This window comes from Exiguobacterium sp. s91, assembly GCF_018618915.1.
In the GTDB taxonomy this organism is placed as follows: domain Bacteria; phylum Bacillota; class Bacilli; order Exiguobacteriales; family Exiguobacteriaceae; genus Exiguobacterium_A; species Exiguobacterium_A abrahamii.
Window position 1 is genome coordinate 1,465,313 of the sequence record NZ_JACSMZ010000001.1, and the last position, 12,365, is coordinate 1,477,677.

The 12,365-nt window shown below is 46.7% G+C and carries 14 protein-coding genes; 5 read left to right on the forward strand and 9 right to left on the reverse strand.

The window, feature by feature from the left end; genetic code table 11:
* Positions 1 to 13 precede the first annotated feature (13 nt).
* The 3 genes from KNQ06_RS07630 to KNQ06_RS07640 all read left to right on the forward strand — a co-directional run bounded on the left by KNQ06_RS07630 (position 14) and on the right by KNQ06_RS07640 (position 3,302).
* Entirely contained in the window at positions 14 to 1,216 is a 1,203-nt protein-coding gene (locus KNQ06_RS07630; RefSeq protein WP_149427237.1) for an MFS transporter, read from the forward strand.
* An 11-nt stretch (positions 1,217 to 1,227) separates the two neighbouring features.
* Positions 1,228 to 2,178: a TIGR03571 family LLM class oxidoreductase gene (locus KNQ06_RS07635; RefSeq protein WP_215147809.1), complete on the forward strand. Its 951-nt coding sequence runs from the start codon at positions 1,228 to 1,230 to the stop codon at positions 2,176 to 2,178.
* A gap of 218 nt (positions 2,179 to 2,396) precedes the next feature.
* Positions 2,397 to 3,302, forward strand: a complete 906-nt coding sequence (locus KNQ06_RS07640; protein WP_035397719.1) for a TerC family protein — start codon at positions 2,397 to 2,399, stop codon at positions 3,300 to 3,302.
* A 51-nt stretch (positions 3,303 to 3,353) separates the two neighbouring features.
* On the opposite strand, the gene KNQ06_RS07645 is transcribed toward KNQ06_RS07640, so the two are convergent.
* The 7 genes from KNQ06_RS07645 to KNQ06_RS07675 all read right to left on the reverse strand — a co-directional run bounded on the left by KNQ06_RS07645 (position 3,354) and on the right by KNQ06_RS07675 (position 9,858).
* Entirely contained in the window at positions 3,354 to 3,992 is a 639-nt protein-coding gene (locus tag KNQ06_RS07645; RefSeq protein ID WP_055967687.1) for an ATP-binding cassette domain-containing protein, read from the reverse strand.
* Positions 3,993 to 4,004: 12 nt separating this feature from the next.
* On the reverse strand, positions 4,005 to 5,486 hold the full coding sequence (locus KNQ06_RS07650) for a hypothetical protein (protein ID WP_149427235.1): 1,482 nt from the start codon (positions 5,484 to 5,486) through the stop codon (positions 4,005 to 4,007).
* The gene (locus KNQ06_RS07655) at positions 5,483 to 6,268 is read right to left on the reverse strand and encodes an ABC transporter permease (protein WP_215147811.1); all 786 of its coding nucleotides are present in this window, start codon (positions 6,266 to 6,268) and stop codon (positions 5,483 to 5,485) included. Before KNQ06_RS07655 ends, KNQ06_RS07650 begins: the two co-directional genes overlap by 4 nt.
* A 10-nt stretch (positions 6,269 to 6,278) precedes the next feature.
* The gene (locus tag KNQ06_RS07660) at positions 6,279 to 7,001 is read right to left on the reverse strand and encodes a hypothetical protein (protein ID WP_069940542.1); all 723 of its coding nucleotides are present in this window, start codon (positions 6,999 to 7,001) and stop codon (positions 6,279 to 6,281) included.
* Positions 6,988 to 7,335 (reverse strand): PadR family transcriptional regulator, encoded by a 348-nt coding sequence (locus KNQ06_RS07665; RefSeq protein WP_215147812.1) that lies wholly within the window; start codon positions 7,333 to 7,335, stop codon positions 6,988 to 6,990. Before KNQ06_RS07665 ends, KNQ06_RS07660 begins: the two co-directional genes overlap by 14 nt.
* A 143-nt stretch (positions 7,336 to 7,478) precedes the next feature.
* Positions 7,479 to 7,958, reverse strand: coding sequence for a DUF4825 domain-containing protein (locus KNQ06_RS07670; RefSeq protein WP_215147813.1), 480 nt, complete (start codon positions 7,956 to 7,958; stop codon positions 7,479 to 7,481).
* A gap of 625 nt (positions 7,959 to 8,583) precedes the next feature.
* On the reverse strand, positions 8,584 to 9,858 hold the full coding sequence (locus KNQ06_RS07675; protein ID WP_215147814.1) for an alkaline ceramidase: 1,275 nt from the start codon (positions 9,856 to 9,858) through the stop codon (positions 8,584 to 8,586).
* Positions 9,859 to 9,934: 76 nt separating this feature from the next.
* Here KNQ06_RS07675 and KNQ06_RS07680 point away from each other — a divergent pair, with 76 nt between their 5' ends.
* A complete protein-coding gene (locus tag KNQ06_RS07680; RefSeq protein ID WP_251133493.1) occupies positions 9,935 to 10,186 on the forward strand; it encodes a hypothetical protein in 252 nt (83 codons plus the stop codon).
* Here the strand turns inward: KNQ06_RS07680 and KNQ06_RS07685 are convergent.
* Complete coding sequence (locus KNQ06_RS07685; protein ID WP_215147815.1) at positions 10,178 to 11,059, reverse strand: LysR family transcriptional regulator; 882 nt, start codon at positions 11,057 to 11,059, stop codon at positions 10,178 to 10,180. The genes KNQ06_RS07680 and KNQ06_RS07685 overlap by 9 nt on opposite strands.
* 129 nt (positions 11,060 to 11,188) lie before the next feature.
* Here KNQ06_RS07685 and KNQ06_RS07690 point away from each other — a divergent pair, with 129 nt between their 5' ends.
* Positions 11,189 to 11,767 carry a LysE family transporter gene (locus KNQ06_RS07690; protein WP_149427228.1) on the forward strand — a complete coding sequence of 193 codons (579 nt, stop codon included), beginning with the start codon at positions 11,189 to 11,191 and terminating at the stop codon, positions 11,765 to 11,767.
* Between the two features lie 24 nt (positions 11,768 to 11,791).
* Here the strand turns inward: KNQ06_RS07690 and KNQ06_RS07695 are convergent, their stop codons facing one another.
* Positions 11,792 to 12,352 carry a TetR/AcrR family transcriptional regulator gene (locus KNQ06_RS07695; protein ID WP_215147816.1) on the reverse strand — a complete coding sequence of 187 codons (561 nt, stop codon included), beginning with the start codon at positions 12,350 to 12,352 and terminating at the stop codon, positions 11,792 to 11,794.
* Positions 12,353 to 12,365: the final 13 nt, after the last annotated feature.

A 12,365-nucleotide genomic window follows, 5' to 3' on the forward strand; every position in this document is an offset into this window, starting at 1 on the left:
AGGAGGAATCCCTATGAATCAATTAAACTCACGGATCCAGGAGGAACAGGTCCCAAGAAACGGCGGACTTGCCCTACTTGCCTTAGCAATCAGCGCTTTTGGTATCGGTACGACGGAATTCGTTCCCGTCGGACTGCTCGCAGCGATCGCTGGTGACTTAAATATCGGCATCACACTCGCTGGTCTCATCATTTCTGGTTACGCGATCGGTGTCGCCGTCGGTGCACCCATCCTGACGGCACTAACGAACCGAATGAATCGGAAAACGTTACTGATGGCATTGATGGTCGTCTTCATTGCTGGTAACCTCGTTTCCGCGATTTCACCGACGTTTGAATTGTTGATCGCTGCTCGTTTCATCACTGCTTTCTCGCACGGTGTCTTCTTCTCAATCGGTGCGACGATTGCCGTCCAGCTCGTACCAGAGCATAAAAAAGCGAGTGCCATCGCCTTGATGTTCACAGGTCTGACAGTCGCAACGGTCACAGGTGTTCCACTCGGGACATTCATCGGTCAATCATTCGGCTGGCGCGCGACGTTCTTCGCGGTTGCTGCACTCGGCATCATCGCGATCATCGCAAGCTTCTTCTTGATTCCAAAAGACTTGAAACAATCACCACCTGCCAAGTTCTCCGACATGTTCAAATTGTTGACGAACGGACGCTTGATGCTCGGTTTCTTGATCACTGCCCTCGGTTACGGTGGAACGTTCGTCGCCTTTACGTACTTGACACCGATCATGCAGGACGTCACGAAAATCAGTCCGAGCTTAATCAGTATCATTCTGCTCGTCTACGGAATCGCGGTTGCGATCGGAAACACGGTCGGCGGAAAACTCGCGAACGGTAATCCGATTAAAGCGTTGTTCTATATGTTCATTATCCATGCCATCGTCATGATCGCCCTCTCGTTCATGATTCCGTTCAAGGTCGCCGGTATCATCGGTATCATCTTAATGGGGCTTCTTGCGTTCATGAACGTACCGGGACTCCAGCTCTATATCGTCCAGTTGGCTGAAAAATATGTCCCAGCAGCAGTCGATGTTGCATCTGCCTTGAATATCGCAGCCTTCAATATCGGCATTGCACTTGGAGCAACGATCGGTGGTCTCGTCACCGATACGATTGGACTCGTCCACACGCCATGGGTCGGCGGGATCATGGTCATTCTTGCCGTCATCTTGACGGGTGTCTCGCGTCGTCTCGAACATCAATAAGGAGGACTACTATGTTTAACGATCATGCAAGTTATCAGCGGATGTACCGGGAGGGCGAGCTCACGCTCGGTCTCCACGTCCCGCTCGAAAATTTCAAGATGCGTACGCCGACGCTTGTCAATCAAGTCGAGCTTGCACAAAAAGCAGAGGACTATGGTTTTACGACGCTCTGGTTGCGTGACGTCTTATTAAAAGATCCGTACTTCCTTGATCCTGCTGTCGGACAGATTCATGACATGCTGATATACGGGACGCACCTCCTCAGTCAGACGAAACAGATCGCCCTCGGAACGTCAGCACTTGTCCTGCCACTCCGTCATCCGTTACGCTCTGCGAAGGAAGTCGCGACGATTAATGCGCTGTTCCCGGAACGTTTGATTCTCGGTGTCTCGTCCGGTGACCGGCAAGCCGACTTCCATGGACTTGGTGTCGATCATCCGAGCCGTGGTGCTCAGTTCAAGGAAGCACTGCAAGTGATGGAGCAAGCTTTATATGAAGATTATCCGCAAATCGATTCGACGTACGGGGAAGTCCGTGGCGCGACACTCGTGCCACGACCAAAGAAACGAATCCCGACGATGATCACGGGTTTCGCACAGCAGGATATGGACTGGCTCTCAAAAAACGGCGACGGCTGGATGTATTATCCGCAAGGACCGTTCGAACAAGCACGTGCCATCGAACAATGGCGTGCAGCGAGTCAAGCAGCCGGTAATACAACGTTTCGTCCGTTTTCGATGCCGATGCATCTTGACCTGTCCGCGGATCCAAATGAAGAAGCGACACCGATTCGACTCGGTTTTCGGATCGGATGCAATCGACTGATCGAGTTGCTAGAATTGTATCGTGAGCTTGGAGTCAATCATTTATTCTTCGCGCTATTCGACGGTGAGCGATCAGCGGAAGATGTCATCGATGAACTCGGAACGTACGTCGTGCCGCATTTCCCTCCCTTATCATGATGACTTATATAATTAAAAGTAACATGCATGAAACCCAGTCCCTTTTCGGAACTGGGTTTCATGTCGTTTCATTGCACATCACTTCGAATACATTCGTCCACTTTCGGGGATTGTTTTTTAACCAATTGCACATTCCGAACATTTATTACTTTACTTTTAAGTTCTTGTGACCTTATAATAAATTCAAGATAACAATTACCTTAAAGGAGGAAGCGCTGTTGACACTACTCATTGCTTTTCTAGCCATCGTTTTCATCATGCTCGCCCTTGACCTTGGAGTCTTCCATCGTAAGGCACATGAAGTTTCGCTTCGGGAGGCCTGGACGTGGACGTTCGTCTGGATCGCGATTGCCGTCGCCTTCGGTGGCTGGCTCTACTTCGATCAAGGAAGTTCCGCTGCAATCGAATATACGAGCGTTTATTTCATCGAGAAGGCTCTCGCGATCGATAACGTATTCGTCTTTTCGCTCGTCTTCGCATACTTCGCGATTCCATTGAAGTATCAGCACAAAGTATTATTCTGGGGTATTCTTGGTGCAATCTTCTTCCGCGTCATCTTCATCGTCGCTGGTGTTTCGTTGCTTGAGAACTTCGCTTGGGTCTACTACATCTTCGGAGCGTTCCTCGTCTACACTGGTTGGATGATGTACAAAAACATCGGTCAAGAGACGTCGCTCGAAGAGAACAAAACGATTCGTTGGTTAGAGAAACGTTTACCGATCACGCAAGACATCTCGTCTGGTAAGTTCGCGAAACGGATTGATGGGAAGTTGTTCTTCACGCCACTCTTAATCGCGCTCGTCTTCATCGAGATCTCGGATATCGTCTTCGCCGTCGACTCGGTCGCAGCAAGCTTCGCGTACTCGCGTGACCCGTTCATCATTTTCTATGCGAACATCATGGCGATCCTTGGACTCCGTAGTCTCTACTTCGTCCTCGCGAACTTGATTGATCGTTTCTACTACTTGAAACACGGTCTTAGCTTCATGCTTGTCTTCATCGGAGCGAAAATGATCTTCAGTGACGTCTACAAAATGCCAATCTGGATGTCACTCGGTACGATCGTCCTCGTGATCCTGATCAGCGTCTTCTACAGCTTCTACAAGACGAAGCCAGGAAAATAATCAATCGTAATGCAACAGGGAGTGGATCCGTTGATCCACTCCCTGTTTGTATTAGCCGACCTGTTCGAGCCGACCTTGATTGATCCGGTAGACAGAGTCACAAAGTGCGTCGATGTCCTGTTGATTGTGACTCGTCAAGATGATCGTCTTCCCTTCTTTTTTGAACGACAACAAAAGTTCCCGCAGACGCAAGACACTATCGTGATCGAGTGCATTGAATGCCTCATCCAAGATCAAGATGTCCTGCTGTTCCATGATGGCTTGCGCGATTGCGAGCTTTTGTTTCATTCCGAGCGAATATTGTTTGACCTTCTGACGATTGCCAGGCTGTAAGCCGACGGTCCGCATCGCTTGTTCGATGTCAGCATCTGTGATCACTTTTCGGATTGCTGCGAGTTGCTTTAAGTTCTCAAACCCTGATTTATGAGCGATATAACCCGGTCGATCGATGATGACGCCGACGTTTTCCGGAAAGCGTCGTGTCGGACCGAGCTGTTCATTCCGGACGGTGATCGTTCCCGCGTCCGGATGGATGAAGCCGCAAATCATCTTGAATAAGACGGATTTTCCTGAACCGTTCGGTCCCGTAATGCCGACGATGTCTCCTTTTTGAATCGTCAAATCGACGTCTGCGAATAACGGATTACCTTGATACCCTTTCGTGACCTGCTCGAGCTTGATCATTTCCATGATACGTCCTCCTTATATTCGTATGCTTTTTTGAAACAGAACATATAACCAGACAAGTGAAAGCCTAACATAGATCAACAAAACGATCATGAGATGCATCAGACTAAACGACTCCAACTGGGCAAATCCATTCAATCCGGACGGAAAGATGCCATACTGATTGAAGTTGGGCAGTAAGAAAACCGATAAGACGCCGAACAAACCGAGCATCGCGTATCCATCTGGGAATTGCCACAGCGAGATGAAGCTAAAGAGTGAATAAAGCATTAACTGCAGCATCGAGATGCCAATCAGTTGCAGCAGCAATTGTATCGGTGAAATCGATAAAAGACTAGTCGAAAGCGACAGCGATACGCCTTGCAGCATTCCGATTCCCATCGTTCCGAGGATCAGAAGTGAGAGAGCAAGTAGAAAAAAACGTCCTTCCCTTACGAAGAGATGCAGTGCCCATTTCTCGAGTCGTTGGTAACGCATCCACGTGTATGGTCCGATTGCCGTCATTTGTTCCTGCAGACGCAATTGACTTAAGTAAGCGAGTCCGAAGAAAAGGATCAGATGCGACACGAGTTGCAGAAACGAACTGTCCTCCGCACTGACACCGTAAAACACGACGACGAACAGATCACCAATCGTTTGCAGCTCAGTTGACGCTCGACTACTACTGAGGAAGATGTACAGACTAGCAAGCATCGCATAGACGAGATACGGTAATAACTCCTTTCGCGAAGTCAATAGTTGGCGGAGCGATTGAATCCATTGTGCCAGTAGATAGATCAGTGCGATCGCAAGACTGAGACCAACGAGTGCCACCCAGGGTTGCATCCTGAAGGATACAGCCCCGACAGAGAAATACACAGCGGGTGAAAAGAACTCTCCTACTCCAAACGATGATTTAAAACTAAAGATACACCAAATCACTACCCCTGCCGCCTGTAGCAACAAGCCATTACGTTTTTCATGCAACAGAAACACAAGACACATGAACCCATGTAGGACAATGCTCGCAAGCAACCACAGAATCGGTTGTAAGAAAATCACTGACAGGGGTGAATGGAAAGATGAAACGAGATAATGACTGATGTTACCACTCGTTGCGAGTTGACTATATGGACTCCACTGCAACGTAAACGATTGATCGCTAGCACTAAGAAGACTCAGCAGCAAGACGAATCCGAACAGTGTCAGAACAGCGCGTACATACCGTTTTGTCGAGTAGTACACCCAGTTCCGAAATGAGCCAACCCGAATCAAAATCGTCGGTTCATACTGCTGTTCAATCGTTCGAAACGAGAGGAACAGCAGTAACGGCATCAGGAAAAAGAGTATTAGGTACATATCATTTTGAATCGCAAATGTGATGTCCCACGCGTTGACGTCTTTGCCGAATTCTTGTGCTTCGGACAGAACTTCTTGTCGTCTATACCATGCGACGTAGCTGATCACGAGGATGAATAAACCGTTCAGTACAATCGAAATGTTTCGTATTCTCTTCATGATTGGAAGATCCACTCCGGTTTCGGTCGAATCATCGTCAGATAGAGCGTAATGTTAACGACAACCAAAATAGCAAACGGCACGAACACCGTCCAAAGCGGTTGTTCCGTGATATTGAACGGAAAGACGGTACTGATGGGTGAGAACTGTGGTACTTGCATGATACCCGCAACGAAATTAAAGATATGATAAGCGACGAATGGTAACGAAATTGCGAGATAAACTTGTTCGAGCGCCAAAATCAACAAATAAGCAAGCGTCGCGTACGCTGCTCCGTTGAGTCCAATCCAAACAGCATAGAGGACGGCATAGAGTAACGGATGAATGTCCGCTAAGAACGAAAATGCATTTGAGGTCTCATACGTCTTTTCGCTGAGAGACCAATAGTCAACGAGACCGATGATTGGTTCGACATAATGAATGAGGACGAACGTCACGATTGTCATTAAAAAGAATACGATTCCTGTCAGCATCGCATTGACGAAACCGACCGCAAGCAGATAATCCTTTAGACTCGCACGTGTTCGGACATATGTAAGATAGTTATCCTTGTATTCAGCGATGAAGATTGGCAAGAAAATTAAGACCGATAGTACCGGAAACAGCATCGGGATCGTTCCTGATAGCGTCTCCTCGAACACTTCGATCGGTAAGAAGAACTGATAGCCTTCATAAATGAAACTGAATTGAAGCACCGGTAATCCGAGAATGATCAGAAGATATAACACACATCGTTTCACCGTGAATGCTTGCGACCAAATGAGCTTGATTTGCTGCGACATATGACCCCTCCTATTTTCGTAATGCCCAAAACCAATAACCTAGGACGTTAAAGAATACGATTGAGACGATACTTAATAGATGCAATCGTCCTGCATGATGGAGCTTGATGATGCTCCAAATGACCGATGTCACGAGATAGATCGTCATGCCAATCAACATGAGCACGGCACCAAATTTCGTGACGTCAAAGCTTTCTGTCGTCGTCAGGTGCTGTTCGTCAATCAGATACAAGCCGTGTGAAGTGAACAACTCCGGTAACCAAATCGATTTATGAATGGTGAAATCACGTGAAGACGCCGTGTCTTGTCCAGAAATCGATACTAGCAACAGATGATCTTCTAAAATACGTTCATACGCTTCAATCGAGCGTTCATTACCATAAAAGGCATCCGCATAGGCGAGTGACTGATGCTGGCTCAACATCATCGTGCCGATAAAGCATAGTATCGTTGCAGTAGCTATACTAATCCCGATTCGGAGCAACCACGAAGCGAACGTCCGCTCTTTTCGATAGACCCACGTCAAGAGCTGATCGACATGTTCCTTGCTACCGTAGCGATACATGGCAAGCTTCGTCGCTTCTTCTTCAGAATAACCTTGAATCATCAAGTCTCGCATCGATTGTTCGAGATGGCTACGCGTCTCTTCCATGACGTCAATGATTTCCGGATCCGTCACATCCGCATCTTGATACAAGTCGCGGACGAAATGATCGAGTTTATTCAAGCGCACCGTCTCCCTCTTCAAGAAACTTCGGGAGTAGTTGCTTCAGAAAACGCCATTCGCGTCGTTTTTTCGCAAGAAGGATTTTTCCTTCAGTCGTCAGCGTATAATATTTACGTCGCCCGCCGCCCGCTGCTTCGTCACTCCAATAGGATGTGACGAATCCTTTTTTCTCAAGTCGTTTGAGTGACAAATAGAGTGTCGCCTCTTTCAGTTCGAACTGCTCGTCTGACGTTTGCCGGATCGTCTTCGCGATTTCGTACCCGTATCGGTCTTGTTCGTTCAGCAACGACAAGATGATCGTGTCGACGTGCCCCTTTAATAATTCTTTATCGATTTCCATCCCGCTCAACCCCTTCCTTATTCTGGATGTCTCAGTTCCTTAACGATAAACTGAATTACTCTGTAATGCAAAGTATTTTTTACAACTTATGGGAATGAATCAACAAAAAAGCACACTCCTTTTCAAGAGCGTGCTCAGTCGGTTCAGTTTAATAAGTCGTTTACTTTCTTCGAATCTTCGATAAAAGGCTTCGTGAACGCCTTCAGCGCTTTCTCATTATCATACGTCGTAAAGTCTTTTCCATACCAATCACGGAGCTGTTGTTTCGTAAAGTGATACGAATTATCTTCGATCGTCATGTTGACGTGGTCGACGTTCGGAATCAATGTGAACAGTGCTGTTGCATTGTAGATTGCTGTACGATTGCTTTTTTGTTCGACCTGTCCTTCTTCGAATCCAGCATAACGTAACGTGAGTTGATACGCTTTGTCTTTCGTCGACAGTTCCATTTTCTTTAACTGATCGCCATGCGGTAGCTGTTGGACGATGTCTCGTACGTTACTGTTATCTCCTAAATATGTACCTTGTTGATCAAATACATCGGTTTGTGTTGCCGCTGTTCCGCAACCTCCGAGTATCAGCATGCCGCTCACTAGAGCAATTGCGCCGATTCTCTTTCTCATCATACTCTCTCCTTTTAGTAGACCGATTATACCTAATAAACGTAATCAAACAAAGAAAAGTTTCAAAATAAAGGAAATCAACGCTTACGTGAACTCGATGCTCTTTGTTTTGAGGAGAGTAAACTGTACAAAATACTTACACCTGCAACAATTAAAAGCTTTATAACACTAAAACGAGTGAACCTTAAAAAGCGTATCCTTTAATCTTTTGAGCTAACGTTGCTTCCGGAATCCAATCGATCGTATATCCGATGCTGAAAGATAAAAGCAAACTGAGAAATAAATAAGTGATGATAGCACTAAAAATAAATCTTTTGATGATCATGATATCCCTCTCTTTTTCAAAATGGAATAAAATAACTATTCGTTCATATAATAAGTAGATCCTTTAAGAAATATCAAAAACAATAAGTCATTTCCCTATATAATGTTAATTACTATGCTACTCTATTATTATTCGAAAGTTCGAAAATCCAGTTATACCTATTCACGGAGGTCTCCGATGCTACAACTGTCTAACTTACTTATTCTACTTTTCTTATTCGTCTTACTGACATGCGGATTTGTTTTCGCTTTATTCTGGATCATCAAAAAAATCAAGTCGTAATCACGACAACCCGGTCTCTCAGACGAGAGAAGCCGGGTTGTTGTTCGTTTCATAGAGTTGTCGGATACGATGCACGATGTCGTTTGCCGTTTCCGGTACAGGTGGCATCCAAAGCCCCGTCACCGGACCGTAGACGACGGGATTGATTGCCACCTCGTACCCACCATACGGATGTTCTTCCGCTGTCGGCAAATAACCGATATAACCGTTCGTATAGCCTCCGAAAAAGGCGAGTTCCGTTTGACGGAATCGCTTTATCTGTAGCGCTGTCTCACAGAACGGCTCCATCGGGATGCCTGAGAACGAACCATCATTTAGTTCAAACAATTGAACTTCGACCGGGATGGTGAGTGTTGTTCCCGATTGCTCTTGAACGTACGCCAACCATCGTGCTGCGCTGACGCCCCATGTCTGTTCAGCGTAAGTTGCCATGTCTTGCAATTCGTTTGTAGCCGGTACTTCGGTTAAGCGCATCGGATAAATCACAGACTGAATCCGGTGGTGCGTTAACGGTTGAAACGATACGTCTGGAATCGTCGTTAAGACGTGTCCACTTAGAACAAACGCCATCTTCTGTAGACTTGCTAGGTCACCGCGATATTTCGCATTGACGTTTCCCGTCGCCCCCTGGACGATCACGACTGGACAGCCGAGTGCCTGTTCAAGGATCGTTCGAGCGACGCCCGGATAATCACCGGATAAGACGATACTGTCTGATTTCAAGACGTTCGGATGCGCTGTACAGAAAACGAAGGCTCCGATGAGACTCGCATCATCGACACGGCGAACCAACAGCGTCCCGATTCGGTCATCCGTCGCACCCATAGGATCCGTCCCCATCACCGCGTGACCATTTATTTTCTCTCGTCGATTGACACCAAGTTTTCCAGACGTCACACCCCAACCCATCTCGACCGACTGCATCGCCTCGCTTGCTTTGACGGCAGATACGATCGCTTGTTGCGTCAAGATCGTTTTGTAGGCGACGGTCAACGGTTCGTTTCCCGCTGTCGCTGGTCCTGAATGTGTATGCGTATAAACGACCATGATCTGTTCCTTCGACACGTCTAGCCGGTCGGCGATGCCTTCACGGATGGTATCGGTATCGCCGACGAGCAAACCGATGTTATCGATGCTGACAAAAACCGATGTCGTCTGCTCACTTTTAAAGATGCTCGCTGTGACATATAGCGAATCATGTATGCTTGCGACACCGACTTCTCGGTGATAACCGATGAAGGTGGCACCGAGCGGCGGATTGATTTCTTCCCGATGTATTCCAAAACGACTCATGTCTGACGTTCCCCCTTGAGTAACACACTATTTCTTCCATATACTAACATTAACTACAGTAGAGGAGGACATGAAGATGTCGATTCGTTGGAAGGAAGAGTTGATTCAGTTCGAGACGTTCCGTGAAGCCGAAGTTTGGGCGGACTCGATCACGAATGAGATCCATGGTCGTTCAATTACCGGTTATTGCACCCCTGACTTTAAAGTCGCGGCGATTCTTGCTTTTTATCTGGCGGAAAACCCAGACTATCGCGTACGTTCGGCAACGGTTCACCTCGATGAAGAAATCTATTATCAAGTCTGGGTCGAGATACTCGATTCACTTTGACTTCGTGAATTGGTCCAGGACGATTTCCTGAAACGCGCGTGTCACGGGTGAGCCCCACTTCGACTGTTTCGTAAGCAGATGGGCATACATCGGTTCAAACGTCTCATCATGTTGAATGATTTTTATCGCACCTGCTTCCACTTCATCTGCTACCGTCACATACGGTAACACAGCAAAACCAAGACCGTTCATCACCATCTTCTTGATTGCCCCGATACTCCACAATTCCTGTGTCTGAAACGAGATGTCTTGGTTTCTGACGCACGCCTCAAACATCGTTCGGTAACTACACCCTTCTTCATTCGTCAGATAGACGTATGCGTCTGCGGAAGATCGAATCGCGTCAAAATGATCCGGCATCGTCGGATGACCAATGATGACGATCTTTTCTTCTCTCAAAACGTCATGCGTACAACGTTCGGCGATAAACTTTGGATACAGCATCAAGGCGACATCGACCCGTCCATGTAAGAGTTCGTCTTGATTTTCCTGACATGTCCCATTTGATAAGATGATGTTGACTTTCGGATATGCTGTCATGAACGTCTGTAAGACGGAACCAAGGCGAGAGATTGTCAGTGACTCTGGCGCTGCGACCTTCAAGACGTCTTCAAAGGGATCCTGTTGTTGAATCGACTTGATTTTCTCGTGTGTCGCTAGTAAGTCTTCAGCTAACGGAATGATTTCCTGACCTAGCGGTGTAAGCTGAAGCTTACGATTGGCATAGAAAAACAAGGCACCGCCTACTTCTTGTTCAAGCAATTGCATATGGGACGTGATCGTCGATTGTGTGTAGCCGAGTACACTCGCTGCTGCCGTATAACTCCTCGTCTCAATGATCTTCAAGAAGCTGATCAAATGGCGAATTTCCATTCCAAGACTCTCCTTTCATCATCCATCGAAAAAAATGATGACATGATTTTTTATTTCAATTTTATTTATCGATCTTGTCATCTTACACTAGAATTCAAGTATTCGATAGAATGAAAAAGGAGTTTTCTTATGAATGTTGTTGCTTTTTTGTCTTATGTCATCATTACGTCCATCACACCTGGACCAAGTAATCTGTTAGTCATGCATGAATCGAGCCACTTTGGTTTTCGTGGTGCTTGGCGATTTAATACCGGTATCTTACTGGGGTTCATGATGCTCGGGTTGGTCAGCGCATTAGGGACGACAGTTTTACAAGCGACCATACCTATGATTGAACCGATTCTTCAGTGGCTCGGTGCCGCATACCTCGTCTACCTTGCCTATAAGATTGGTTTCCCGAAACAGACGGCAAGTCAGATCGATACCGTGCCAGCGACATTTTTATCCGGTCTGTTGTTCCAACTCATCAACGTCAAGAGTATCCTCTTTTTCTTAACTGCTTTATCGACGTTCATTCTGCCGCATAGCACGTCTACTGTAGAAATCGTTCAATACACGTCGTATGCCATCATTCTCGGTTGGATCGCCTTATTGCTTTGGGCAGGAAGCGGCTCCCTGTTTCGTTCGTTATTTCAAAGATACGATGTCGCGTTTCGCGTCATTATGTGTGGCTTACTCCTTTATTCAGCTGTGACGATTTTTCAGTGAGATGCAGAAAAAGGACAACACACCTCAGTTGCGAGGCATGTTGTCCTTTTTTAATGCAATCATTGCTTCCACTGCCGCGTCCATCCGCTCTTGTAAGCCGATCTTATTTAAGACGACGAGTCCTTCCGTGAAGACGAAGAGCAACGCTGTTTGCTGTTCGACATCTTCCCCCTCTGTTGGTACATAGATCTGTTTAATCCAATCGTCGAACGATTCTCCAATCGTCCGCGTGATCGACGTATACGGTTCCCCCTGACTCGTTGCGAGGTGGGTGATCTCAAACCAAAGATTCAAATATGGCTTGATTCGTGGCTCATCGATCGCTTGTCGCAGAAAACGGACGAATGCCGTGAACTCGAGTTTTAGATCCGGTTGCTGTAGTAAATCAATCAGTTCTTGGCTGATTGCAGTCAACACGGCGGTCTCGATGTCTTGTTTATCCTTGAAATAATGCATCAGCATCCGGTCACTCGTCCCGGCAGCGGTCGCCATCTTCTTGAGACTCATCTCCTTAATGCTTGATGCTAACGTCGCTTGTGCGATGTGATGCGTATAGTCCTGTCGCTTCTGTTCAAACTTATCCATATCCGATCGACTC

Coding starts and splice junctions, on each gene's coding strand:
- KNQ06_RS07630 (WP_149427237.1), top strand. CDS start 14: ATGAATCAATTAAACTCACGGATCCAGGAGGAACAGGTCCCAAGAAAC.
- KNQ06_RS07635 (WP_215147809.1), top strand. CDS start 1,228: ATGTTTAACGATCATGCAAGTTATCAGCGGATGTACCGGGAGGGCGAG.
- KNQ06_RS07645 (WP_055967687.1), bottom strand. CDS start 3,992: ATGGAAATGATCAAGCTCGAGCAGGTCACGAAAGGGTATCAAGGTAAT.
- KNQ06_RS07650 (WP_149427235.1), bottom strand. CDS start 5,486: ATGAAGAGAATACGAAACATTTCGATTGTACTGAACGGTTTATTCATC.
- KNQ06_RS07655 (WP_215147811.1), bottom strand. CDS start 6,268: ATGTCGCAGCAAATCAAGCTCATTTGGTCGCAAGCATTCACGGTGAAA.
- KNQ06_RS07665 (WP_215147812.1), bottom strand. CDS start 7,335: ATGGAAATCGATAAAGAATTATTAAAGGGGCACGTCGACACGATCATC.
- KNQ06_RS07670 (WP_215147813.1), bottom strand. CDS start 7,958: ATGAGAAAGAGAATCGGCGCAATTGCTCTAGTGAGCGGCATGCTGATA.
- KNQ06_RS07675 (WP_215147814.1), bottom strand. CDS start 9,858: ATGAGTCGTTTTGGAATACATCGGGAAGAAATCAATCCGCCGCTCGGT.
- KNQ06_RS07680 (WP_251133493.1), top strand. CDS start 9,935: ATGTCGATTCGTTGGAAGGAAGAGTTGATTCAGTTCGAGACGTTCCGT.
- KNQ06_RS07685 (WP_215147815.1), bottom strand. CDS start 11,059: ATGGAAATTCGCCATTTGATCAGCTTCTTGAAGATCATTGAGACGAGG.
- KNQ06_RS07690 (WP_149427228.1), top strand. CDS start 11,189: ATGAATGTTGTTGCTTTTTTGTCTTATGTCATCATTACGTCCATCACA.
- KNQ06_RS07695 (WP_215147816.1), bottom strand. CDS start 12,352: ATGGATAAGTTTGAACAGAAGCGACAGGACTATACGCATCACATCGCA.